Here is a 25603-nt window from a genome sequence, read left to right as displayed (position 1 = left end):
ATGAGTCCCACTTTGTCGCGGGAAAATTACTTTCTGACCGTGATCAATCGTATAGAGGAGCATCGAGTAGATGCGGGCAGTCTGGAGCAGGAGCTGCAGCAGCTTTTGCTTGACCTTGCCCATATGGTGCTTGAGAAGCGGAGCTTTACGGAAGCGATGATCCAGCGAATTAACTTTCTATTCGAGCAATATCAAGCCATCCATCTTAAGCTTAGGATTGTGCCGTCGACGGGGGATGGGGCCGAGCATGCTCCGAATGAGCGGCATGTCACAGGAGAACGGCAGTCCATTTTGCTGTACACAGATTTTACCGACGGACCCGACCATCTTAAGAGAATGTATATGGAAGCCATCATCAGCTTGCTGGAGACGATGGAGAGGAAGCCGTTGGACCTGCAAACCTGCAGGCAGTGCGGCAGTTGGTTTATTCCGTACGAACGAGCACAGGTAACCTGGTTTTGCAGCACCAAATGTCGCAATCGTTATCATTACTTGCTTGCCAAGAAGAAACGGGAGGATGATCATGATCATCTTGAAGTCCGATGAAGAGATCAAGCTGATGCGGGAAGCGGGTCGGATCGTTGCCGAATGCCATGAGATGCTTGCAGACGTCATTAAGCCAGGAGTAGATACGTTAACGCTGGACCAACTGGTGGAGGAGAAGATCCGTTCACGGGGGGCGATTCCCAGCTTTAAAGGGCATCAAGGATTTCCAGCTTCGATCTGCGTAGCGCGCAATGAAGTGATCTGCCACGGCTTCCCGGATTCCAATCGCCTGATGGAAGGCGATGTGGTGACCATCGACTTGGGAGCATGCTACAAGGGCTATCATGGTGATTCCGGTTGGACTTATGCGGTTGGAGAGATATCCCGTGAGCGAAAGCAGCTCATGAAGGTCTGTCATCAAAGCTTGCTTCTTGGGATCGATCAAGCACGGGAGGGCAAACGAATCGGGGATATCGGTTATGCGATCGACATGAACGCCAAGAAGTTCGGATACGGGAACGTGAAGGAATTTTCGGGGCATGGAATCGGAAAGGATATCTGGGAAGAACCGAGTGTTCCAAATTATGGCATGAAGGAAAAGGGGACCCGGCTGAAAAAGGGCATGGTGATCGCGATTGAGCCGATGTTCACGCTCGGCGGGTGGCGCGCCGTCATCGAAAGTGACGGTTGGACGGCCCGCACAGTGGATCGTTCGATCTGCGTTCAATTCGAGCATACGGTTGCCATTACGGACAACGGCCCGCAAATTCTCACGATTTTATAAGGTGGGGCTTATCCATTTGGGCGAGCCTCGATACTAAGCCATTGCAGGATAAGAAAAAACTGGACATTGCGAACGAACGAATCTATACTCTAGATAGTAATGGTCAAAAATTAAAGGGCAATGCCTGTTTTTATCCAACGCGGATGGAAAACACAACCCCGAGCACTTCTTCGGGATTGTGTTTTTTTGTTTTTCCGAGAGCTTATTCAGAGCGGTCTGTAAGCGCAGTCATCAATCATGAAATCGTTTGGAGGAGGATTTGTCTATGTTCAAGGAAGCCATTTTTCACACGCCCAAAAGCAATTATGCCTATGCCTACGACAACAACACCCTGCACATTTCCCTCAAGAGTAAAAAGGGCGATCTGACAAACGTGAACTTGCTGTACGGAGATCCCTATTATTGGGCTGACGGGGAACAGGTGATGGAGAAGATGGCGATGTCACTCTCCGGTACGGATGACTTGTTCGATTATTGGTTTGCTGCCATTTCCATTCCGGTCAAACGGTTTTCCTATCTGTTTGAAGTATCGGACGGACAAGAGACGCTGATCTATGGGGAGAGAGGCTTTACCGCAGAGAAAGCCCGGAACCGGATTTTCCGCTTCCCTTATTTGAATGAAACCGATGTCTTCAAAGCGCCGGACTGGGTGAAGCGGACCATCTGGTACCAGATTTATCCGGATCGCTTTGCGAACGGCAATCCCGAAGGAAAGACCGGCAAGCTCAGTGAATGGGGAACGGAGTCACTGCCGGGTGCGGTGTTTGGCGGCGATCTTCAAGGCATTATCGATCATCTCGATCATTTGGTAGAGCTTGGGGTAAACGGCATCTATTTAACACCAATCTTCAAATCCCCGTCGGATCACAAATACGATACGATCGATTATTTCGAGATCGACCCTCAGTTTGGAGATAAAGAGACGTTCCGCCAACTGGTCGATGCCTGTCACGAGCGGGGAATCCATATCATCCTGGATGCGGTCTTCAATCACAGCGGGTTCTTGTTTGAAAAGTTCCAGCACGTTCTCACGCATAAGGGCCAGTCTCCTTATGTGAACCACTTCCACATTCAGGAGCTTCCTGAAGAGGGAGATCCGGTTTACGAAACCTTTGCTTATGTGAAGGAAATGCCGAAGCTGAACACGGAAAATCCGGAAATGAAGCAATATTTGCTGGATGTGGCGAAATATTGGGTAGAGGAGTTTGGCACGGACGGCTGGCGTCTGGACGTGGCCAATGAGGTGGATCATGCCTTCTGGCGCTCGTTCCGTCAAGCGGTGCGGGAGGCTAACCCTGACACGTATATTATTGGAGAAGTAGCCCATGACGCCAACGCTTGGCTTCAAGGGGATCAATTCGATGCGGTCATGAACTATCCGTTTACAGAGATGGTGGTCGACTTCATCGCCAAAAATCGCATCAATGCCGAGCAGTATGCGAATGAAGTGGTGAAGCAGCTGCACAATCATTCCGCCAATGCGAATGAGGTCGCCTTTAATCTGTTGGGCAGCCACGATACTCCCCGGATCTTAAGTGTTTGCGGAGATGATAAGGATAAGCTGCGACTGGCTTTCCTGCTGCTGTTGACGTACACCGGTGCCCCTACCATCTACTATGGGGATGAGATTGGATTAGATGGGGACGGTGGAGACTTTTCATACTACCGGAAATGTATGGAATGGGATAAGGAGAAGCAGGATCGGAACTTGTTTGCTTTCATGCAAAAGCTGATCTATCTCAGAAAAAATGTGAAGCCGTTGTACGCATCCTCCCAGCTGTCCATCCTTGAAGCGGATGGCGACGCTAACTATCTCGTATTTAGCCGGAGCTATGAAAAGGAGACAGTTCTGGTCGCCTTGAATAACGGGAATCGTCCGGTGACGATTCCTTGGCCGGCGAATGTAGCGGGCAAGCATGCGGTTGATCTTCTTACAAATGAAGTGCTCCACTTAAGCCCGGATGCAGAGCTCACCTTGCAGCCTATGCAATACTCGCTCGTCCATGTGGTTTCTTGAGGGCATCATCAAACTCCGGAGAATCTGACGGTGCTAAGAATGATCTAATAGCTTAGTGCTGTAAAAGCAAGAAGGCTGAACCCTCTATTCGGGGTCAGCCTTCTTTGTTTTTGGTTCTTTTCGAAAATAGTGATGCTAATGATAAGTCTGTGATTTTGTTCCAGCTGTTAGAATCTGCGATGAGCAAATGGTTCAATATAGGTTTTCATATTGGATATCCATTTAACCAAATAAATGCTTGTTCATCATTATCAAAAAATTTTACGGATTCTTTTGTATTGGATTGTTGTAAATAATTCATTATCTCTCCTTCTTCAAGGAGAAATGCGATTGCCTTACTATGATTCAAAATGATTTCATTGAAGAACTTATCTTTCCATGCTTTTTGAACGGAAAAATGATCAGGAGTGTACCCTTTTCGATCGACTAACAATTTGTATTTCCGACCCTCGGAAATGAATTGCTGACAAACCTGCTCGAAGCCAACAAACCATTCGTTAACATCATCTGTTGTAATCTTGCCAATTAGATGGGTAACAATTAAATCTCCTGAAACGGTTGTGCTAATATTCGGCTTGCTCAACTTGGAATCAACTCCCTCAGTTGCAATTATGCGTAAAAAACTTAATAAAATCAATAAAGATAAAGTTCTCACGCAATAAAGCGATTTACGAAAGGAGCCTTGATTTTGGAAGAGTTTAGCAACCAGGGAGCTGATGCTCTGACCTTTAAATCAAGGAAGCATCCACGAAGCAGTGGAGATGAAGCGGAGATAGCACCTTCAGGCCTTCTCCCCATTCGAAGCCCCGATCGGCGGCGAGCTGCTTGCCTTTTTGCCCGAAATAGAAGCGATACATCGCCAATATCTCAGCGTTGAACTGGCTAGCATGCATTGCCATCGCTTCGAATTTCCGCTCGAAGAAGGATGCGGCCTCGATAACCGTGTTCGGTTGGGCAGTAAAATAGAAGCCGATGGCTGAAGGCTGCCAAGGCTTAGTCGAGGTTCCGCGCGGATAGAGCGGAAGGCCCGAGGAGAGGAACGCCTGCGCGGTCGCTTTACCGGTGATGACGTGATCGTGATGCGCTTCATAAGTCAACCACGGATCGGGGCAAAAGACGGCATCCGGCTGAACGGTCCGGATGACCTCGGCCAGCTCGGCGGCGAGTGTCGGGATGCTGTCGAGCGTGCCGTCGCCATGCCCGAGGCTGTGGAACACCGATACGCCGAGATGGCGTCCGGCGTCCTCCAGCTCACGTGCGCGTATTGCGGCGATCTCCTCGTGGGATAGGGCCGGGTCAAGCGCTCCCAGATCGCCGTTCGTTACCGTCACATAATGGATTTCGCAGCCGCGCGCCGCGAAAGAAGCGATGATCGCCCCCATGCCGACCTCGTTGTCGTCCGGATGCGGCTGGACGCAGAGAATTTTACGACAGGCGGTGAGATCAGGTGGGGACATGAGAGCTTGCAGGGCGGAAGAGTCCATCGAAATTCACTCCTTATGTGTAGTTTCGTTACTATATGGATTTCGTCTGGACCATCGGGATCATCCGTTTCAGACCGGTTCTCAAACCCGTTAAGAGCTCCGGCTCTGATCCAATTCGTGAAGAATTTGCACGCGCTTCTTATCTGTTATGCTGTAGAAGAGGATCGGCAGAACGGCAGCGGCAAAGCAGATGGCGGGAAGGATAAACATGATCAGGCTGAGACCGTGTTGAAGCTGTGGCGTGACCGACTGATTTTCCACGTAATTCAGGATGCCGAGGCCTGCTCCGATGATCATGCGAGAGAGCGCGCCGCTAAATTTGGTGATGAAGGTATTGGTGGAGAAGACGATCCCTTCTCCGCGGAAGCCGAGCTTCCACTCGGAATAATCGATGGTGTCGAGCAGCATGGAGGTGCTCACGATGGTCGTCATCCCCGAGAAGAAGAAGCTGACCGCGAACCAGATGAGCGTAGGCAGAATCTGGCTGTCGCCTGCGAGGTAAGGGATCAGGCACGAAAGGCTTCCCAGGAGGCAGGAGGTGATGAACAGCAGCTTTTTGGAAAAGACATTCAGCAGCTTAGGGGTTACGATCATGCCAAGCAGCATCCCGACGACGAGGCTCAAGCCGAGCTGGGTGACATAGGCGGCATCGCCCCATACATAGATGACGTAATAGAGTTGGATGGCCTGCCGTATGCCGATGATCATGTTGATGATGAGGAGCGATCCGAGCAGGGTGAGGAGCGGCTTGTTCGTATAGATCGTTTGCAGATTACGGCGAAAGGGGATCTTTTCGATGGAGGGGGCTACTCGCTCACGGGAGGTAAGCCCGGTCAGGAAAATGGCGAGCGCGGCAATGACGGCGATGATGATTGCAGAGTACTGGTAGGCGGAAGGGTTTCGCTCACCGCCGAAAGCGAGTAAGAGCTGGATGCCGCCGATCGTCACGATCACCGCGCCGAGAGTGCCTCCGATTTTGCCGAGGGTTACGATCAAGTTGCGTTCCTTCGGCTCTTTTGTGACGACGGATGATAACGCCCACAGCGGAGTATCGCAAACGGTATAAAGCATTCCCCACAGGAGGTACGAAGCCGCTGCTAGGAGCAGGGTTGCCGTAGCAGAGCCTTGAAAATCCGTAAAGCAAACGACGGTAACGGCGGCGATCAGGAAAGGAGCAAAGAGCAGATAAGGCCGGAACTTGCCCCAGCGTGTCCGTGTTTTATCGGCGATCATGCCCATGACCGGATCGAGACAGGCGTCCACGATACTGGCTGCGACCAGAATGAGGCTGGCCGTCGCAGCCTTAATGCCGAGCAGATCGGTGTAGAAAAAAAGGATGTACGCAGACATGAAGCTGTACAGAATGTTTTGCCCGAGTAGCCCTCCCATGTAGAACAGCTTCTCGCGTGCGGGTACCTTGGTCTCCATGACATCCCCTCTTCCAACTCACACTTTGATAGTTAGCTTCTATTATTTGGTGGTTTGGTAAGGCTGTCAATGAAATCTTGGGACGAAATGACCAGGGAACTGCTTCAAAACGACTTTTTGGCGAAATTATCCTTCCAAAGACCTACTCTGTTTCTTATAATGAACTCATTGCGCAGAGCAACAGATAGAGAGTTTAGAAACGGGAATGGGGTAGAGATTCATGCGAAAGATTCGTTACAAGATTTTGCTCGCTTTCCTGATCAGCAGCTTGCTGCTAACCGGATTGTTTGGCGGGTACAATGTGGTTGTGCTGGAAAGGAATCATCATCGGGAGCTGGCAAGCTACCGGGATGAGCTCTACGAGCAGTATGATAAATTGATCAAGAGTGAAGTGGACAGCGCATACAGCCTGATCGCTTCTTATCAAAAGCAGGAGAAGGAGAAGGGGCTGACCGAGAAAGAGGCCAAGCAGGCCGCCGTGGATGCGATCAAGAGCTTGCGCTACGGAGAAGCGGGTTACTTCTGGATCGATCAGTCCGATGGGGTGCTGGTGGCCCACCCGATGAATCCGCAAGATGAAGGCAAGAACCGGATCGCGATCAAAGATTCAGAAGGAACGGAATTGATCAAGAACCTCATCGAAGCGGCGAAGGCTAATGAGAAGGGCGGATATACGAATTACCTCTGGGATAAGCCCGGTGATGACGGTGGGACCCAAGTTCAACCCAAGCGCGCTTATTCTCGCTATTTCGCTCCCTACGATTGGGTAGTCAGCACGGGAAATTATGTGGATGACATCGAAGCCCTGATCACGGCGAAAAATCACCAGCTGGAGAACGAATTTCAAAAAAGCCTGATCGTAACCGTTTCTTTCATCGGCGCTGTCTTGCTCGTCATTGCGATCGTCGGCTTGTGGCTCAGCGCCCGAATTTCCCGGCCGCTCCTGGAGATTGTGCAATCCATTCATCAGGATGATCAAGGTCGATTCGACATTCAACCGATTGCGGTCAAGACCCGTGATGAAATCGGCATGGTGGCTCGGGCGTTGAACCAGATGACGGAGCAGATTCGGCAGTTTGTCCAGGAAGCCAGGACGAGCACGGAACAGCTTGCGGACAATGCGCGGCAGGTGAACGACATCGCGGAGCATGTTCAGACGAGCACCCGTGATACCAACGATAAAACGGCTCAACTCGCGGAGGTGATGGACGATATCGCTGGATCGACCGAGCAGATTGCCGCGACGCTCGAGCAAGTCGATGAAGCGGTCAGCTCCATTGCCGTCCGAACCGAGGCAAGTGCAGCCAAGTCCAACGAAACAAGCGAACGCGCGAGAGTGCTTCAGGAGACATCCCTGCAAGCCATCACCCGCACCCGTGAAGTCTACGAGGAAGCGAAGGAGAAGATGAGACTGGCGATTGCGGATGTGGGGAAGGCGGAGGAGATTACTCTTCTCAGTGAAGCCGTCTCGCAAATATCCAATCAGATAAATCTGTTGTCCTTGAATGCGGCAATTGAGAGCGCCCGCGCTGGAGAAGCGGGCAAGGGCTTTGCGGTCGTGGCGGCGGAGATTCGCAAGCTGTCCGATAGCTCGAATTCGACGGCCCAGAGCATTCAACAATTGACTCAGGAAGCTCTGCAAGCGGTGGAGTCGCTGGTTCACTCCTCGCAAGGGATCATGGGGTTCATCGAAGAAGACATTTTAACCGGGTATGAGAAGCTGGTCGAATACTGCCAGCAATATCGGCTGGATGCGGAGAGCATCCATCATGTGATCATGGAGCTGTCTGCTACTTCGGAGGAGATCAGCGCAGCTGCAAACGAAGTTGCGGCTCGCACCGATGACGTTGCGAAGAAGATTGTGACAAGTGCCAGCTCGATCGAGGAAATCAGCGGTCAAACGGGTGAAATGCTCGAGCAAGTGAATCGGCTGCAGGTGAATGCAGATTCCAACCGCGAAAGCACGGAGCGACTGAAAGGATATGTGGACACGTTCAAGGTATGAGGGAGCGGGCTATTACGAACTGACTGCAACAAACGTAGGTACGTGAGTAAGCTCGAATTGTATGGACTGTAATGCGAGGCAGCGGGCAATCGCTTAAGGGCGATTGCCCTTTCATTGAAAAAATTCAAAAAATAGGTATGAAAAAGGTCACACTCATTTGAAAGTTGAAGTGAATGCGCATACAATGGAAAAGAGACGTTGAGAACGTTTCGCAATGATGTAATCATTCTCAGGAATGGGGGAAACCGAATGAACAAGGCAGCGAAACCGCCGTTTGATATCCGTATCCATACCGAGCGGATGGGGAAGGATTACTTGTTTCTCATAACAGGTGGAGAAGCTCACATCGGTGCGACCGCGATGGCTTTTTATCAGGACGGCAAGATCCATACGGAGCTTGCCGTTGTTCCCGGACATCGGGAAGACAGGCTGGCCTTGGAATGCGCGGGTATGGCCTGCACCCGGCTTAGCGCTACGGTTACCGTGGTCATGGGAATCCACATTGAGGCGGCGTCTCGCTCTGATATCGAACTGGCCGTACAGACCGTTCGAGAGGAGATGAACCGGGTGCTGGACGAACTTCTTCCGGTCGTTCACTCACAATCCTAATCGTGTCGGTAGAAGCGGGCGTCAATGGATATGGGATATTGGAAAAGGTGCGAAACCTTGGAATTTTGAATGGATAGCTCTAGTTGAATACAAGTGGCCGCTCCGATGGGGAGCGGCCTTTTCTTTAAGTCACGAGGGTAGACCCGAGTAGGACGGCGTGATTATTCGTGCGGATGATGATGAACCGGGATTGCCGAAGAATCCTCGCCTTCTTGCTCTTTGCCGCGTGTGACGATGCTGAGCTCGCCCGTCTCGGGGTTCATCACAAGCCCGTGAACGCCGATATCGGAAGGCAGGAGCGGGTGATTGCGGATGACGCGCACGCTGTCGGCGACAGCATCCGAGACCGAATGAAAGCCGGTCAGAAACCGTTGAAGGTTGATGCCGGAATTCTCCAAGGTACGGATGGTTTCGCTCGAAATGCCGCGAGCCGCCGCCTGATTCAGCACTTCCTCCGAGTTCAGGCTGGTCATCCCGCAGTCGTGATGGCCGATCACATAGACTTCCTCGGCCCCGAGGGAGTAGATGGCGACGAGAATGCTGCGCATGATACTGCCGAATGGGTGGGCGACGATGGCTCCTGCGCTTTTGATGATCTTGGCGTCGCCGTTCTTGAGATCCATCGCTTTGGGAAGAAGCTCCACGAGGCGGGTGTCCATGCACGTAAGAATGACCATTTTCTTTTCGGGAAATTTGGTGGTACGGAAAGCTTCAAATTCATGGTTTTGCACAAACGAGCGGTTGAATTCCAGGATTTCTGTCAGACGCGACATGGTGTCCCTCCTTTTGGGATGAGAATGAGATGGGTGTTCGGTTGTTATTCAGTGTAGCACAAGCGCGGCTGCGGCTCCAAATCAATGACGAATTGAAATTATTTCCGAAAATCAGTAAGATCGTATAGAGTACATATCGGAAATGAGGCGAAACCATGGGTGTTTTTGAAGACAAACAAAAAGGTTTTATGGAATTAATCCGCAGGATGAAGAGCTATTATGAGGCAGTCGGCGTGATGTATTGGGATCTGCGGACAGGCGCTCCGAAGAAGGGGGTTCCAACCCGCTCCGAGGCCATCGGTCTCTTGTCCACTGAAGCGTTCAAGATGTCCATCTCCGAGGAGATGGCCGGATACCTCGCTTTCTTCGAAGAGGAAGAGAATGCGAAGCAGAGCGATCCGATCACGAAGAAGCTGGTGGAAGAATGCCGCAAGCAATACGACCGCAGTGTGAAAATTCCGTCCGATCGCTATAAGGAGTATGTGGTTCTGACCTCGCAGGCCGAATCGGCTTGGGAAGAAGCCAAGCATGCGGACGATTACGGAAAGTTCAGCCCTTATCTGGAGAAGATCATCGCGTTCACGCGGGAATTCGTGGAGATCTGGGGCTATGACGCGCATCCTTACGACTCTCTGCTCGATCAATATGAGCCGGGAATGACGGTGGCCAAGCTGGATGAAGTGTTCGGGTCCTTGCGCGAGAAGCTCGTTCCGCTTGTTCATGCGGTTCAGAATGCCGAGCACAAGCCGCAAACGGACTTCCTCTACAAATCCTATCCGATCGACGATCAAAAGGTCTTCAACCGCTATATCTTGAACCAGCTCGGGTATGACTTTGAAGCGGGCCGGGTGGATGAGACGGAGCATCCGTTTGCGACCGGGTTGAACCTTGGCGACGTGCGGATTACGACGCATTACAAGGAGCATCATTTCGCGGATGCGCTGTTCAGCACGATTCACGAATGCGGACACGCTCTCTACGAACAGAACATCTCGCCGGAGCTGGACGGAACTCTGCTTTGCTCGGGCACGTCGATGGGCATTCACGAATCGCAATCCCGCTTCTGGGAAAATATGATCGGCCGCAGCCGTCCGTTCTGGGACCGGTATTATGCCGATCTGCAAAAGCAATTCCCCGAGCAGCTGGCTGGCATCTCGGAGGAAGCCTTCTACCTCGCCATGAACGAAGCGAAGCCTTCGTTGATCCGTACGGAATCCGATGAGCTGACCTATAACCTCCACATCATGATTCGTTATGAGCTGGAGAAGGACATCATCGGCGGCAAGGTGACGGTTGACGAGCTTCCGGCTCTGTGGAATGCCAAGTATGAGGAATACCTCGGCGTGACGCCTCCGAACAACACGCTGGGCATCCTGCAGGACGTGCATTGGGCTGGAGGAAGCTTCGGTTACTTCCCGTCGTATGCCCTCGGCAACATGTACGCCGCTCAGTTTGAACGCACCCTGCGGAAGGAGATCCCGAATCTTGACGAGCACGTTCGAGGCGGAGATTTCCGTCCGATCAAGGCATGGCTGACGGAGAAGATCTACCGTCACGGCGGGCTGAAGACTCCGTACGAGCTGATCACCGGAGTGACCGGCGAAGAGCTGAACCCGGATTACCTGGCTCAGTATCTGACGAAGAAGTACAAGGATGCTTATCAGCTGGCGTAAACCGGGTGCATACTAGCATTCGGTGAGCTCTATACACGATTTGATGAGCGTATCGCCATAGGGATGATGATTACGCGATTTTGAAGAGCCTATCGCCGATGGTGATTAAGATTACACATTTGAAGAGCCTATCGCTGATGGTGATATTGGTAAGGTTCGTTCATACACTACCCTGGCGCACATAAAAAAGCAGAAGAAGCCAACCTATGTGAGGGTTGGCTTCTTCTGTATTGGTGATGCTGCGGATGGAGAATGACCCCGACAAGGAGGAAGCTCTGTACAGAGGGAGTTATAAGCGCAGGATAATGCTCGAATTATGATAGAGGGGATGCAGGAAGCTCGCCGTTCGCGCGAACCATTAAGGCGGATAAGTAATAAGCACAGTACAATATGGAATACCTCAGCGATGAGGGTGACTAGGAGAGCGACGTCGCAAATTACCTTTGGGATCTACAGCGAATGCGATCCACATCGAAGGCATATGAGGGGTTTTCTCTTCGCGATCCGCGTCGAAGGATGATGCGATTTTTCTAACGGAAACAGCTGCAGCTAATTAGCTCAAAAAGGCACCTTTTCAACTCTAACGGAAGTGTGCGATGCTATTTGTCATACTTCTGAGTAAAAGGCGGCCATTGACTGCAATTAGCTGCGTGTAGCTCCGTTAGAAATTCAAAGCACTCTCTATCGATAAAATAGTGGCTCTTGCCGCCGTTAGAAAATTCGAACGAGTTCGGCTGCCCCACCTTCCGAATACGAGAAAAAGGAGGTTACCCCCCACTTACTGTCCGAGCCGATAGGTGCGATATCGCTGATTGCCGCTAGCGACAACAAGCATTTTTTTGTTAACTAAATGATGAAGAATGTCCCTTGTGTGGCGATCGGATAACCTTAGATGGGCTGAAAGCTCTCGTGGCAGGAAAGGACGCATCAATCTACGGGCGAAGCGAAGAGTTTCGGCTTCACCCCAGTTTAACTCGGACGGAGTTGCGGTGGACAGAAATTTCCCAACAAAGGCAAGCGTCAGTTGTTTGCATACAGCAGGGTCGTCTCGAATTGACAAGTAAGCAATGGGTAAGAAGAGCCAATCATCCAGCGTGAGCAAGGCTTGCTTCAAACATAAATCCTTAAATCGACCGGTTTCAATGTCTCGGGCGTGAGTTCGGTAATCCTGGATCTCAATACAGCCCTTGGCCCCTGGCAGGATGTAAGCCAGATCAAGATATCGGAAGCTGTTGTTCATGTCCCGAACCTCGTACTCTGGGTATAGATGATCGAAGTTTCCAACGGCAGGGAACCATATCGAGCTCAAATAGGCTATGGTACTATGTCCTAATCCTTTTTTCAGAAGTTCCCGCCTTCTGGGGTTCCTTTCCTCGGCGATCTGCTTAGTCATCCATTGCTCACAAGCGTCATCGAACAAACTCATCTCATCACACATCCCCTCGGAATAAACAAAAAGCCGCCCTCATACGAAGTTAGCTCAAATGAGCTGATCGTATCAAAGCGGCATGTGCTTCACGCCAATCAATTGATTCAAATGTAACATATCATGTTGGATTTTTCCAGGGTGAGGTTTTCACAGACCTTTTAGTTCATTCGATCATCGAAAGGGTTTAAGCTTGAAGCTCGGCTGATCGATAAATGCGCAGAAGAATCTGCTTAGTTGTCGGTCATTTTCTTATGCAGAAGATGAACGACTCGGATGATTATTTTCGCTCTTAAGGTTCTTTTAAGCTAACGATAACGTGCGGTTAAGGAGGAAGGTTCACAATACAGAAAACAAGCCGCGAGATGCGGATGCATGGATGAGAGAAGGAGTCGGTGGGGATGGAGAAGAAAGGGAGAAAAATCGACTGGTATTTAACCGCGATAACGGTGATGTCGTTATTCTTGAACGTATTTGGCATCTGGAAGGATAAATACTCGAACTCGTATTACACGGCTGCTGTTGCGAGCATGATGGAGAACTTTAAATCGTTTTTCTTCGGCTCGCTTGATCCGGTCGGATTCGTGACGGTGGATAAACCGCCGGTTGTCTTCTGGATCCAGACCTTGTTTGCGAAGATCTTCGGCCTTTACGGCTGGAGCGTCATCCTTCCGCAGGCGCTCGCGAATGTGGGTTCGGTGCTGCTGTTGTACTTCCTGCTTAAGCCGACATTCGGCAAGCTGGCGGCGCGGATGGGGGCGCTCATTCTGGCGTTAACGCCGATCGCGGTTGTGATCAGCCGCTCCAACAACATCGACGGGATGCTGGTCTTCGCGCTACTGCTTGGCACCTGGATGCTGATGAAGGGCGTTCGCGACAAGAAGGCGGGCTGGATCATCGGCGCTTTTGCCATGATCGGAGTCGCGTTCAACATGAAGATGCTTCAGGCGTATATGATTGTTCCCGCCTTTTATCTCTTTTATTGGATAGCCGTTAAGCTCAACTGGAAAAAGAAGCTTGGCATTCTCTCCGGAGCAACGGCTGTGATGTTGGTGATCTCCGTTTCTTGGGCAGTCATTGTCGATTCGATTCCCGCTGACAAACGACCCTATATCGGCAGCAGCCAAACCAACTCGGTTCTCGAGCTTGCATTTGGCTATAACGGAGTAAGCCGCCTGACGGGGGATCGAAATAACGGCGGCGGAGGAGGCTTTGGCGGACAAGCGCCAAGCGGTTCGATCGAGCGTTCCGATCGGTCCGGCGCACAAAACGGAACGAGTGGAGCCGATGGGGGGCAGGCCCCTGCCGGAGCAAATGGCAATAACCAAGGACAGACTGCTCCATTTGGGCGGGATGGTCAATCTGGGCAAAATGGCCAAGCTCCCGGAGGCAGCCAGAACGGCGGCAACGGAGGAACGATGCCGCAGGGAGGACGGGATGGCCAAGCGGGGACAACCGGAACAACAGGAACGACCGGCAACGATGCGGTAGCCGCGGCTTCCCAAGGAACCGACGGGGAGCAGGGTCAACAGCCCGGCTTCGGGGATGACGGCGGAGCTGGCGGGCAAGTGCCGGGCGGAATGGGCCAAATGCCCGGCGGAGACGGCGGCACGAATCGCAGCGGTGGGGGCGGCGGAATGTTCAACACCGGTCAGGCTGGAGTATTCCGGCTATTCCAATCCGAGCTTTCCGGCCAAGCGAGCTGGCTGCTTCCCTTTGCGCTGCTTGCGAGCATCGGCCTGCTCTCCGGCATCCGCTTCCGCAGAAGCATGACGGATCGGGAGAAGGAGACATTGTTCTGGTTGGCCTGGCTCATCCCGGTCGGCGGCTTCTTCAGTATTGCCGGCTTCTTCCACCAGTATTATCTGATCATGCTGGCTCCTCCGGTCGCAGCACTTGCCGGTGCTGGCTGGAGCGCTCTGTGGTCCTTTTACCGCGACAAGCAAGGCTGGAAAGCATGGATTCTACCGGCTGCGCTCCTTGTCACAACCGCCTTTGAGCTTTACGTGCTGAATCCCTATTCGGAAACGATGGGCAAAGGCTGGGTCATCGGGGTCGGAGCAGGCGGGATCGTCGTAGCGCTTCTCCTGCTGCTTCGCCTTCTTGAGAATCGTCTGGCTTTTGCCGCATCTGTTCTGGGGATGCTCGTGCTGCTCGCCGCTCCGGGTTATTGGTCTTATCTTCCTTCAACCCAGGACAACCCAAATTCCTCCGTTCCGGCGGCGGGACCGACGGGTTCGACGGGATTCGGAATGGGGAACCGGAACGTAATGGCTGGGATGATTGGCAACTTCGGCGAACGAGATGGTAACCGGGAGCGATTGAACGCGAACGGAACGAACCCTTTCGGTACTAACCAAGGCGGGTCAAACCAAACTGGAACAAACCAGGACGGCCAGACCCCGACCGACTCAAACCGGACGGACACCAGCGCGGCTAATAGCGGAGGAGGCTTCAACTTCTCGCGGGGTGCTTCCTCGGTGGATCAGGATCTCATCAACTACTTGACCGTGAACAATACGGGGGAAAAATACCTGTTTGCCACGACCAGCTCGCAGACGGCCGCTCCTTACATCATTCAAACCCGCAAAGCGGTTATGGCTATGGGCGGCTTCTCCGGTTCGGACCCGATCTTGACCGTCGACAAACTCAAGCAGATGGTCGCAAACGGCGATGTGAAGTATTTCCTGCTGTCCGGTGAAGGTGGCGGTGGTCGTGGTGGATCGTCCGAAGTCACCTCCTGGATTATCGAGAACAGCACCGCGATTACGGAAAGTGAATGGAAGAGCGCGACGGATACGCCGACTTCGACGGACAGCACCAGCGGAGTGATGGGGATGGGCGGCTTTGGCGGAACCACGCTCTACGAAATCAAAAAATAAGACGGAGGAGGAGAGTCAGCAATGGATGGACAAGTGCGTTACAGCATCGTCATTCCGGTCTATAACGAGGAAGCTGTGATTCATGAAACGTATCGGCGCTTGCAGACTGTCATGGATACAACAGGCGAGACGTACGAGCTGCTGTTCGTCAACGACGGCAGCCGGGACCGCACAGTCGAGATCTTGAGGGGCTTCTGCTCCGTGGACGATAACGTGAAGCTCATTGATTTTTCTCGTAATTTCGGTCATCAGGTCGCCATAACAGCAGGCATGGATTATGCGTGTGGGGAAGCGGTCGTCGTCATTGATGCGGACCTGCAGGACCCTCCCGAGCTTATCCTCGACATGATCGCCAAATGGAAAGAAGGCTTCGAGGTCGTTTATGCCAAGCGGATTGCTCGCAAGGGGGAGACGTGGTTCAAAAAAACGACGGCGCGCATGTTCTACCGCGTCCTGCGTGCTTCAACGGAGATTGACATTCCGGTGGATACCGGTGATTTTCGGCTGATTGACCGTCGGGTATGCGAGGAGATGAAACGACTCCCGGAAAACAATCGCTTCGTTCGCGGTTTGGTCAGTTGGGTCGGCTTTCGGCAGACGGCCATCGAGTATGTCCGCGACGAAAGGTTGGCCGGGGAGACGAAGTATCCGCTTAAAAAGATGATCAAGCTGTGCCTCGACGGAATCACATCCTTTTCCTACAAACCGCTCAAGCTGGCGGGTTATGCCGGTTTCCTGTGCTCAGTTGCGGGGTTCCTCTATATGATGACGGTCTTCTATCAAAAGCTGTTCACCGATCAGGTTGTCCCGGGCTGGTCTTCTCTCATGATCATCCAACTCTTCTTCAGCGGCTTTACCTTGATCATGCTTGGGGCGGTTGGCGAATACATCGGCCGAATCTACGACGAATCGAAAGGAAGACCGCTGTATATTGTCCGCGACTTCGTCACGAAACAGCAACAGCACCAACCCCTGCAAAGCGTTCCCGGCCGAATGGAGGCCTCCAATATTCGCGAGCTGGCCAGCAAAAGAAGACCGTCGTAAGACCAGCTATTCGATCAACAGGATTTGTTAGTTATGGCGTGTTTTAAACCGAATTCCGGACGAATAGACATGAAGATTTTACTTGATATGAGCGCCTTAGGCTCATTCTTCACGCGGTTATGATCGTCCGGTTCATTCCTATCCATGGTTTGATAACATGCAGTAGACAAACAACCGCAGGAAGCTCTGTGGGAAGTTTCTCCCCTGATGAAGGGAAGAGCTTCCTTCAGGGCTTTTTTCATGGACCCCTTCGCCCATAGGCGCATACACTGTCGTAAGCCAGAATGACATGGGAGGTATGGAGATGACGAAAAGCTTGAAGGTAGCCGCACTTGCCGTGCTGGCGCTGTCTTTGGCGCTTAGCGGCTGCGGCAAGAAGGACGCTTCGAAGGTCAAGGTCGGGGAAGTGACGCGCTCGATTTTTTACGCACCGCAGTATGTGGCGCTGACGCAAGGCTTCTTCAAGGATGAAGGGCTTGATGTGGAGCTTCAAACAACGGCGGGCGGCGACAAAACGATGACAGCAATTCTCTCTGGTGTGGTCGATATCGGGCTTGTCGGCTCCGAAACCTCCATTTATGTGGAGCAGCAAGGCTCGGAGGATCCGGTAATCAACTTCGCTCAATTGACGCAGACGGACGGGACTTTCCTGGTTGCTCGCGAGAAGAAGGAATCGTTTGATTGGAACGAGCTGAAGGGAACGACTTTCCTCGGACAGAGAAAAGGCGGCATGCCGCAAATGGCAGGCGAATTCACGCTCCGCAAGCACGGGATTGACCCGCAGAAGGATATGAAGCTGATTCAGAACGTGGAATTCGCCAATATCGCGACAGCCTTCGCTTCCGGTACGGGCGAATACGTCCAGCTGTTCGAGCCGCAGGCTTCGGTCATCGAGAAAGAAGGCAAAGGGACGGTCGTCGCTTCCTTCGGCGTGGAGAGCGGGCATCTCCCGTATACGGTATTTATGGCGAAGAAGAGCTTCCTGACGAAGAATCCGGAGATCGCCCAGAAATTTACGAATGCCCTGTACCGCGCTCAGAAATGGGTGGAGGAACAGCCGGTCGATAAAATCGTTGAGGCGATTGCGGAATACTTCCCGAATACGGACAAAGAGATCATGAATTCCGTTGTGAAACGCTATAAGGAGCAAGGCTCTTACGCCTTGAATCCGGTCATCGACGAAGCGGAATGGAACAATCTGCAGGATGTAATGGAGCAGGCGGGTGAGCTGAAAGCCCATGCCGACTATAAAAAGCTCGTGGATAACACCTATGCCGAAAAGGCGATCGAAACCGGCAAGTAAAGGAGTCACGGGAGGAGAAGCGCGTAAGGAGGGATGGAACGATGAGCGAGCCTTCTTTGCTTCTTGACGGGATCACGCATGTCTATGTCACCGAACGGGGGGCGTCGCTGGCGGTGGACGATATCACCTTCGCCATCCACCCGGGCGAATTTGTCAGCCTGGTCGGTCCAAGCGGCTGCGGCAAGACGACACTCCTCTCGATCATTGCCGGTTTGATTAAACCAACACTTGGGGATATTCGAGTCGCAGGCAAAGAGGCGGGGAAGCCCTCTCCGCGTATCGGCTACATGCTTCAGCAGGATTACCTGTTTCCATGGCGGACGATCCTCGACAATGTCATGCTCGGGCTCGAGCTGCACGGCAAAGCCGATGATACGAGGCGCAAATGGATTCTGCATCTGCTCGACGAGCTCGGTCTCCTGCCGGTGCGGGACAGCTATCCTCATCAGCTGTCCGGGGGAATGCGGCAGCGGGCCGCGCTCGTGAGAACCCTTGCGACCGAGCCGGATCTGCTGCTGCTTGACGAGCCTTTCTCAGCGTTGGATTACCAGACTCGCCTTCAGCTCGAGGAGCTGATTCTTGACATTCTGAAGGCGCACAAGAAAACGGCGCTTCTCGTTACCCATGACATCTCGGAGGCGGTCGCAATGAGTGACCGGGTGCTCGTCATGGAGCGAGGGCCGGGCCGTATCCGCCATGAGATTCGCATTCCCGATCCGATTCGGGCGGCCGGACCGATTGAGGCGAGAGAGCTGACCGGCTTTCATCCTCTCTTCCATGAAATCTGGAGAGAGCTTGAAGATCCGGATCGCAAGGAGGGGCGTCCATGAAGCAGGTGATGGCGGATAACGACAAGCTCAAGCTGACAATTGATGCCCATAAAACCTATTTGGCGGACAGAAAGCGTCTGCGCAGCCGGGTTCGCCTAACCCAGCTCGCGATTCTCGTAATCTTCTTCGGGCTGTGGGAATGGGCGGGCCGCGCGAAAGCCATCGATGTGCTGCTGTTCAGCTACCCGAGCAAGATCCTCTCCCTGCTTGCCGAGATGACGCGGGACGGTTCGATCTTTCCCCATATCGGGATGACGGTGACCGAAACGGTGATCGGATTTCTTCTCGGCACCCTGGTAGGGACGGCGCTGGCAATTCTCTTGTGGTGGTCTCCTTTCGTGGAGAAGGTGCTTGACCCTTACATTGTTGTTCTGAACAGCATGCCCAAAGTCGCCCTCGGCCCGCTGTTCATCGTCGGGCTTGGTCCGGGGATGCTATCGATCATCGGGACAACACTTGCAGTCAATGTGATCATCACGACCTTGGTCATCTTCGCCAGTTTCCGGGAGGTTGAATCCGGCTACAGCAAGGTGGTCCGCCTTCTCGGCGGCTCCCGCGCACAGGTGTTCAGCAAGGTCATCCTGCCCGCCGCATATCCGGCCATCGTCTCGACGCTCAAGGTGAATGTCGGGCTGTCTTGGATCGGGGTCATTGTGGGAGAATTCCTCGTCTCCCAGAAAGGACTCGGCTATCTTATCGTCTACGGCTTCCAGGTATTCAACTTCACCCTCGTGCTCGGAACGCTGTTCCTGATCGCCATCGTGGCTACTTTGATGTACCAAGCCGTGGCATGGCTGGAGAAGCGGTTGATCCGGTCGAAATGATGGGCAAGACGGCATTTCAGGATTTTTTTATTATAGAGATCTAAAGGGATTGACTGGAAAAAAGCGGTGAGGTACTTTTAGAGTAATTAACCACTCCTTCCCTTTTCGATCAGCAAGCGGATGGAGTAGCTAATCCAACCACAGGCTTACGAGAAGGAGAATACATGGGGATTTCCGAGCTTGAATTGAATTCGGAACGGCTGGTATTGGTATGTGACACCTATGAAGCGATGTGCCGGACAGCCGAGCAGGGCGATGAGTTGGCCATCGACTTCAGCCATGCTTACAAGTATCACAGGGAATTAGCGGAGCAGGGCTTATTTGCCGAAGAAGACCTGATCTGGTACAGGACTTGGACTTTTTATGAAAAATCCGAAAACAAGATCGTTGGCGGGGGGCTGTTCAAAGGCAAGCCCAATGAGAACGGTTATGTGGAAATTGGCTATGGCATATCGGATGACGAGCAGAGACGCGGATACGCAACCGAAGGGAACGGACGTCTTGTCCGTTGGGCCCTCGATGAAATGAACGTGGCGGGAGTTACCGCCGAGACGGAGAGGGATAACATCGCCTCCATCCGTGTGCTGGAGAAGCTTGGATTTGAGAAAACGCATGAAACCGATGAGTTTTCCTACTGGCTTAAGCAAAAAATAAGCGGATGACCACTTAAATGAGCAAGGGGAAGAAGAGAAGCGAAAGAGGCTTCTCTTCTTTTTTAGGTTAGAAGGAAGCCGACCCGCGGATTGGTTATCGCTCGGACCCGCGACCGTCTACTGCTAACGTTCGAACAGGCAGCGGGTCATGTATTCCGAGGAATGCGGCGGACAGTCGGTTCGATAAGCTGCTCACTTCGAAGGAGCTGGTTTACGTTTCGTGACCGCGAAGAGAGAGGTCATGCTGTTTTTTGACAATCGGGATGAACAAGTCCATCTGCTCTTTCATCGTTCCGTCTGCGAAATGCATCGCGCCGATGATATGCCCCATGTCATACCGCTCGAATTCGTCGTTTTCCAGCGAGGATGCCGCATACACCTGACTTTCGTCCACCCAGCGGTGTACCAGCCGATTGACTCGTGTAACGTCGTCGTCGTCGAAGGCGACTGCCGCCGCATAGAGTCCGCCTGGGAAATCAAACACCTCGAAGCCGTTCGAATCCGTCATGTCTTCGGGAAGGGCAAATAACCATTCAAAATCGTTGAGTTGGGGATGAAACCACATGAAATCTCGTGGGAAAAGATTTTGCGGAGGCTTGATCGTACTAAACCATTTGTCGAACGCCTCCAGATTGTTCTTGCCGGATCGCGCCATTCTGACGGATGGAAGGTTAACGATGCGGATATCCGGCTTTTTCTCAAGCTTATCGACGGCTTCGATCAGCTGATGGACCGGCTGCGCCTTCACCGCATCCTGATAGCCTTCAATGTACTGCCCCACTTCATTGGCTTTCTCATACAGAAGCTTGAGATTCACTTCATCTTGAGTGTCGAAGTCTTGGATCTGTTCGATCAATGCGATGATGATGGTCTTCACATGCTGCAGCAGTTCCGTCTCGTGATCGATTTTGCCGATTTTTTCACCTAGGACGTCGATGAGTACGGCCGCATTAGCGGATGCAAAGATCCGTTGGATGTCCTTGATACTGATGTCCAGCTTGCGCAAAATCAGAATTTGCTCAATGCGCTTTACGGCCTCCGCGTCGTAGCAGCGATAGGAGTAATCCTCGACGTGAGTGCTCGTGATCAGCCCCATTTCCTCGTAATATTTCAATGCCCGGGTGGTGATGTCATACTTCAGGGAAACTTCTCTAACCTTAAACAATGGAACGGACAATGCAATCTCCCTCCTAAAGCGTGCTTGCAAACACGCTCTTGCTCTGAATGGAGCATGTTGACGAATCGCAACCGTCGGGATTCCAATTAGCTGACATGCTCAAGACCTATCTTAAACTACGACGCAGGAGCAGAGTCAATAACCCAGTCCCATCCGGCTTGTTTCGAGCGGGAGAGCCGTTCGAGCCATGAATGGGACTGGGTTAAAGCTGCCTATAGTTCAGGAGGTCATTTTTGAACGGGGATGTAGATCTCAACATGACTACGATCGGAAACATCGTCCCATTCAATGTATTTCTCGATGGTGGGTAAGTCCAATTGCTTGTAGGGACTTTGAGGCATAAATTCACCGTAGATCCGCTTCCAGGTCTGTCCAAGAACTTCGCTTGTAATCGCTCCTTCCGCTGTGAAGACAAGCCATGCGGTTGCAGGATAGTGGTAGTGATCAAAACCCGGTACAGCCGTTCCTTCATATTCGACTCCGCACATGTAATCGTTATTGTCTTCCTGATCGAAGCCGAAGCACAGCCCCAAATCACAGGAATGCCCACTGATGTCACGCAATTGCTCAGCTGACCCATCTGTTTTGACGATTGCCCATGTGCCGCCGCCTTGCGGTGTGGTGCGGCGGATGCCCAGAACTCCAAAAGGTTCCTTTTCTATGTAACGATAATTCATTTCACTTACCCCCGTAATCCTAAATGTGAAAGTAAGGCGGGGATGAAATTTCAGGTTGGCCTCCGGTTTGCGCGCTTCATGCGGGGTGATCCCGTGCATCCGTTTAAATGCAGCCGTAAATGCATCTGCAGAATCATAGCCATATTTGACCGCAACATCGATCACGCGTTTGTCTGTGTTCTGAAGGTCATATGCAGCACGGGTCAATCGTCTACGGCGAAGATAGTCCGATAGCTGCATTCCGGTGATCGGAGCAAACGAACGCTGAAAGACGGAATATGGACATGCCAAGATTCGATTTAATTCATCGGGATTCACCTCCTCCGTCAAATGCGCTTCCAGATAATCCATCGCACGGTTCATTCGGTCAACCCATTCCATGGTCTCGCCCCTTTCCAACACAAGAATATCAAAACGGTTCGGCTCGCATCCTGTTTTCAGCGTACAGGTTTACACGGGGATATAGGGGGATTGTAACGCACATCTCCATCATTGCACAGATGGTTTCTAGTCGCGGATGACGTTGACGCAGCCAAAAGCATCGAAAGAATGATCGAGCACGATGAGGACGAGCCGTTCTGTCCAATATGGATCAATGAGGTACTCGCATGTCTGAAGACAATTGGCGAACGGAAGGAAGAAAAGTCGATCAAAATGGAAGGCAATTGGGAAAAAGGTTGTATTTTTTATAGAAAAGTCACTTTATCACCCTATGAAATATGTTAAATAAAGGTAATACTGGGCTTGTCAGATGGAATTCCTCCTCTGATAAATAAAGGGAAAGGAGGAAGTGAAAGCGCTTCAAGTTAACCGGAATGTGGCTTCCATCTTGAGAAAGAGGGTGAAAGGATGAGACGCAAGAGCCGGAATTTCAAGCGAGTAAGCATGTGGCTGTTGACCATCTGTTTAGCGGCGGGAGCTTTTCCCGCACTGCGGATCGGCGGGATTACCCAGGCGGCAGGTAGCTACAACTATGCGGAGGCCTTGCAAAAAGCACTGTATTTCTACGAAGCTCAGCGTTCAGGAGTATTGCCGACGAACAATCGAGTGGAATGGCGCGGCGATTCAGGTTTGACGGACGGCGCCGATGTAGGCGTGGATCTGACGGGCGGCTGGTACGATGCCGGAGATCATGTGAAGTTCGGCTTCCCGATGGCCTTCTCCGCCACCATGCTGGCCTGGTCGGCATATGAGTACCGGGATGGCTACGCCCAATCCGGACAACTCGACAAGCTGCTCGAGAATCTGAAGTGGGCGACCGACTATTTTGTGAAAGCGCATACAGCCCCTAATGAGCTGTGGGGTCAGGTCGGCACAGGGGGAATCGATCACGCTTGGTGGGGACCTGCAGAAGTGATGCAGATGGCGCGTAAATCGTATAAGATCGACGCGACTCATCCGGGCTCTGACTTGGCCGGGGAAACGGCCGCCGCTCTTGCCGCTGCTTCACTGGTCTTCCGTCCGACGGACGCCGCTTATGCCGATAAGCTGCTAACCCATGCGAAGACGCTCTATACCTTCGCGGACACGTACCGCGGCAGCTATTCAGACAGCATCACGGATGCCGGCCAATTCTACAAATCGTGGAGCGGCTATCAGGATGAGCTGACGTGGGGAGCGGCATGGCTCTACTTGGCGACAAAGGATACCGCCTACCTGACCAAAGCGATTGCGGCTACCGCAAATTGGGGCAAAGAACAGGACGGCAGCTGGCCGGTCAAGTGGACGATCAACTGGGATGACAAGCGTTACGGCGCCCAATTGCTGCTGGCTCGGATCACGAGCGAGCTTGGCATGCCGGAAGCACAAACCTTTGTCCGGGAAACCGAACGCAACCTCGATTTCTGGACCGTGGGCACTGGCGGGCAAAAGGTCAAATACACCCCGGGCGGCCTTGCTTGGCTGGATACGTGGGGTTCGCTCCGCTACTCAGCGAATGCTTCGTTCCTCGCGTTCGTCTATTCCGATTTTGTTACTGATAGTGTGAAAAAAGCACGCTACCGCGACTTCGGAGTGAGTCAAATCCGCTATATGCTGGGCGACAATCCTTCGAATCGAAGTTATGTGGTGGGATACGGCAATAACCCGCCTCAGCATCCTCATCACCGGACAGCGCACAGCTCCTGGACGGACAGCTTGTCCAATCCGGCAAACCACCGGCACATCCTGTACGGAGCGCTTGTCGGCGGTCCGGATGCTACAGACGGATATGCCGACAGCGTTACCGACTACGTGAGCAACGAGGTGGCGACGGATTACAACGCCGGCTTCACCGGAGCGCTTGCGAAGATGAATCTGATGTATGGAGCCGGGCAGCTTCCACTTGCGAGCTTCCCTGCGCTGGAGACGAAAACGGACGAGTTCTTCGTCGAAGCATCCATCAATCAAGCTAGCTCCAACTTCACCGAAATCAAGGCTTATCTCAACAATCAATCCGGCTGGCCGGCGAAGATGGGGGATAAGCTGTCCTTCAAGTATTTCCTCGATCTGAGCGAGGTCTACGCGGCTGGATATACGGCTGATCAGGTGACGGTAGTCTCGAACTATAACCAAGGAGCCGTCGTCTCAAAAGTGCTTCCCTATGATACCGCCAACAAAATTTACTATGTGAACGTGGACTTCACCGGAACGAAGATCTATCCCGGAGGTCAACCGTATTACCGCAAGGAGATCCAGTTCCGGATCAGCGGTCCGCAAGGAGCGTGGGATGCGTCTAACGACTACTCCTTCACGGGTCTGACCAGCTCCGCGGTGCAAAAGACGGCGAAGATTCCGGTGTACGATGCGGGAGTGCGGGTATTCGGCCAAGAGCCGGGAGGAGTAACTCCGACACCTACACCGACGGCTACGCCGACAGCCACACCAACGGCCACACCGACGGCTACGCCGACTGCGACACCAACGGCTACACCGACGGCCACACCGACGGCTACGCCGACTGCAACGCCAACGGCTACACCGACGGCGACACCGACGGCCACGCCGACGGCGACACCGACGGCCACGCCGACGGCGACACCGACTGCAACGCCAACGGCTACACCGACGGCTACGCCGACGGCAACACCGGGAAGTCTCAAGCTGCAGTATAAAGCGGGGGACACCAACACGACCAACAATGCGATCATGCCGCACTTCAATATCGTGAACAACGGGTCGTCCGCGGTTGATCTCAGCACGATCACCATCCGCTATTACTTCACCAAGGACAGCCAGACCGCACTCAACTTCTTCTGTGACTACGCACAGGTTGGAAGCGCAAATATCCAGGCGCAGTTTGTGACGATGGCGACGCCTACGACAACGGCAGATACCTACCTGGAGATTTCCTTCAAAACAGCAGCAGGAACCGTTGCGGCAGGAGGGCAGAGCGGTGTCATCCAAACCCGCTTCCACAAGGCGGATTGGTCGAATTTCAACGAAGCAAATGACTACTCCTATGACGGAACGAAACTTAATCTGGCCGATTGGAATCAAGTGGCCTTGTATCAGAATGGAAATCTCGTATATGGCACGACTCCGTAATGA

General features: G+C 52.6%; 19 protein-coding genes and 1 pseudogene. 13 read left to right on the top strand and 7 right to left on the bottom strand.

Annotation, left to right across the window (positions count from 1 at the left end):
- The 3 genes from BN2684_RS23070 to BN2684_RS23060 all read left to right on the top strand — a co-directional run bounded on the left by BN2684_RS23070 (position 1) and on the right by BN2684_RS23060 (position 3287).
- Positions 1 to 546, top strand: coding sequence for a recombination protein NinG (locus BN2684_RS23070; protein ID WP_058304413.1), 546 nt, complete (start codon positions 1 to 3; stop codon positions 544 to 546).
- Positions 524 to 1270, top strand: a complete 747-nt coding sequence (map, locus tag BN2684_RS23065) for a type I methionyl aminopeptidase (RefSeq protein ID WP_058304412.1) — start codon at positions 524 to 526, stop codon at positions 1268 to 1270. Before BN2684_RS23070 ends, map begins: the two co-directional genes overlap by 23 nt.
- 265 nt (positions 1271 to 1535) lie before the next feature.
- Positions 1536 to 3287 carry an alpha-glycosidase gene (locus tag BN2684_RS23060; RefSeq protein WP_058304411.1) on the top strand — a complete coding sequence of 584 codons (1752 nt, stop codon included), beginning with the start codon at positions 1536 to 1538 and terminating at the stop codon, positions 3285 to 3287.
- 205 nt (positions 3288 to 3492) lie between these two features.
- Here the strand turns inward: BN2684_RS23060 and BN2684_RS23055 are convergent.
- The 3 genes and pseudogenes from BN2684_RS23055 to BN2684_RS23045 all read right to left on the bottom strand — a co-directional run bounded on the left by BN2684_RS23055 (position 3493) and on the right by BN2684_RS23045 (position 6199).
- Positions 3493 to 3955 (bottom strand): annotated as a pseudogene (locus tag BN2684_RS23055) (STAS/SEC14 domain-containing protein).
- Between the two features lie 60 nt (positions 3956 to 4015).
- Positions 4016 to 4771: a PIG-L deacetylase family protein gene (locus BN2684_RS23050; RefSeq protein WP_058304409.1), complete on the bottom strand. Its 756-nt coding sequence runs from the start codon at positions 4769 to 4771 to the stop codon at positions 4016 to 4018.
- Between the two features lie 90 nt (positions 4772 to 4861).
- On the bottom strand, positions 4862 to 6199 hold the full coding sequence (locus BN2684_RS23045) for an MFS transporter (protein WP_058304408.1): 1338 nt from the start codon (positions 6197 to 6199) through the stop codon (positions 4862 to 4864).
- A gap of 220 nt (positions 6200 to 6419) precedes the next feature.
- Here BN2684_RS23045 and BN2684_RS23040 point away from each other — a divergent pair, with 220 nt between their 5' ends.
- Positions 6420 to 8204 carry a methyl-accepting chemotaxis protein gene (locus BN2684_RS23040; protein ID WP_058304407.1) on the top strand — a complete coding sequence of 595 codons (1785 nt, stop codon included), beginning with the start codon at positions 6420 to 6422 and terminating at the stop codon, positions 8202 to 8204.
- 249 nt (positions 8205 to 8453) lie between these two features.
- A complete protein-coding gene (gene lpdD, locus BN2684_RS23035; RefSeq protein ID WP_058304406.1) occupies positions 8454 to 8813 on the top strand; it encodes a prenylated flavin chaperone LpdD in 360 nt (119 codons plus the stop codon).
- 161 nt (positions 8814 to 8974) lie between these two features.
- Here lpdD and BN2684_RS23030 read toward each other — a convergent pair whose 3' ends face one another.
- Positions 8975 to 9586 (bottom strand): beta-class carbonic anhydrase, encoded by a 612-nt coding sequence (locus tag BN2684_RS23030; RefSeq protein ID WP_058304405.1) that lies wholly within the window; start codon positions 9584 to 9586, stop codon positions 8975 to 8977.
- Between the two features lie 155 nt (positions 9587 to 9741).
- Between BN2684_RS23030 and BN2684_RS23025 the strand changes: the two genes are divergently transcribed.
- Complete coding sequence (locus BN2684_RS23025) at positions 9742 to 11259, top strand: carboxypeptidase M32 (RefSeq protein WP_058304404.1); 1518 nt, start codon at positions 9742 to 9744, stop codon at positions 11257 to 11259.
- 778 nt (positions 11260 to 12037) lie between these two features.
- Here the strand turns inward: BN2684_RS23025 and BN2684_RS23020 are convergent.
- Complete coding sequence (locus BN2684_RS23020) at positions 12038 to 12685, bottom strand: hypothetical protein (RefSeq protein ID WP_058304403.1); 648 nt, start codon at positions 12683 to 12685, stop codon at positions 12038 to 12040.
- A 401-nt stretch (positions 12686 to 13086) separates the two neighbouring features.
- Between BN2684_RS23020 and BN2684_RS23015 the strand changes: the two genes are divergently transcribed.
- The 6 genes from BN2684_RS23015 (at position 13087) to BN2684_RS22990 (ending at position 20230) form a co-directional block, all read left to right on the top strand.
- Positions 13087 to 15567: a glycosyltransferase family 39 protein gene (locus tag BN2684_RS23015; RefSeq protein ID WP_058304402.1), complete on the top strand. Its 2481-nt coding sequence runs from the start codon at positions 13087 to 13089 to the stop codon at positions 15565 to 15567.
- Positions 15568 to 15588: 21 nt separating this feature from the next.
- The gene (locus BN2684_RS23010; RefSeq protein ID WP_058304401.1) at positions 15589 to 16611 is read left to right on the top strand and encodes a glycosyltransferase family 2 protein; all 1023 of its coding nucleotides are present in this window, start codon (positions 15589 to 15591) and stop codon (positions 16609 to 16611) included.
- A 304-nt stretch (positions 16612 to 16915) separates the two neighbouring features.
- On the top strand, positions 16916 to 17914 hold the full coding sequence (locus BN2684_RS23005; protein ID WP_058304400.1) for an ABC transporter substrate-binding protein: 999 nt from the start codon (positions 16916 to 16918) through the stop codon (positions 17912 to 17914).
- Between the two features lie 41 nt (positions 17915 to 17955).
- Positions 17956 to 18744 (top strand): ABC transporter ATP-binding protein, encoded by a 789-nt coding sequence (locus tag BN2684_RS23000; protein ID WP_058304399.1) that lies wholly within the window; start codon positions 17956 to 17958, stop codon positions 18742 to 18744.
- Positions 18741 to 19568: an ABC transporter permease gene (locus BN2684_RS22995; protein ID WP_058304398.1), complete on the top strand. Its 828-nt coding sequence runs from the start codon at positions 18741 to 18743 to the stop codon at positions 19566 to 19568. Before BN2684_RS23000 ends, BN2684_RS22995 begins: the two co-directional genes overlap by 4 nt.
- A gap of 164 nt (positions 19569 to 19732) precedes the next feature.
- Positions 19733 to 20230 carry a GNAT family N-acetyltransferase gene (locus tag BN2684_RS22990; RefSeq protein WP_058304397.1) on the top strand — a complete coding sequence of 166 codons (498 nt, stop codon included), beginning with the start codon at positions 19733 to 19735 and terminating at the stop codon, positions 20228 to 20230.
- 202 nt (positions 20231 to 20432) lie between these two features.
- Here BN2684_RS22990 and BN2684_RS22985 read toward each other — a convergent pair whose 3' ends face one another.
- Together BN2684_RS22985 and BN2684_RS22980 are read right to left on the bottom strand one after the other, a co-directional pair.
- Positions 20433 to 21398 carry a helix-turn-helix domain-containing protein gene (locus tag BN2684_RS22985; RefSeq protein ID WP_058304396.1) on the bottom strand — a complete coding sequence of 322 codons (966 nt, stop codon included), beginning with the start codon at positions 21396 to 21398 and terminating at the stop codon, positions 20433 to 20435.
- 227 nt (positions 21399 to 21625) lie between these two features.
- Complete coding sequence (locus BN2684_RS22980; protein ID WP_234340307.1) at positions 21626 to 22426, bottom strand: AraC family transcriptional regulator; 801 nt, start codon at positions 22424 to 22426, stop codon at positions 21626 to 21628.
- Positions 22427 to 22924: 498 nt separating this feature from the next.
- On the opposite strand from BN2684_RS22980, the gene BN2684_RS22970 reads away from it, so the two are divergent.
- Positions 22925 to 25600 (top strand): glycoside hydrolase family 9 protein, encoded by a 2676-nt coding sequence (locus BN2684_RS22970; RefSeq protein ID WP_058304393.1) that lies wholly within the window; start codon positions 22925 to 22927, stop codon positions 25598 to 25600.
- Positions 25601 to 25603: the final 3 nt, after the last annotated feature.

The organism is Gorillibacterium timonense (assembly GCF_001457415.1).
GTDB lineage: Bacteria > Bacillota > Bacilli > Paenibacillales > NBRC-103111 > Gorillibacterium > Gorillibacterium timonense.
This window is presented reverse-complemented; position numbering and strand designations above follow the sequence as displayed.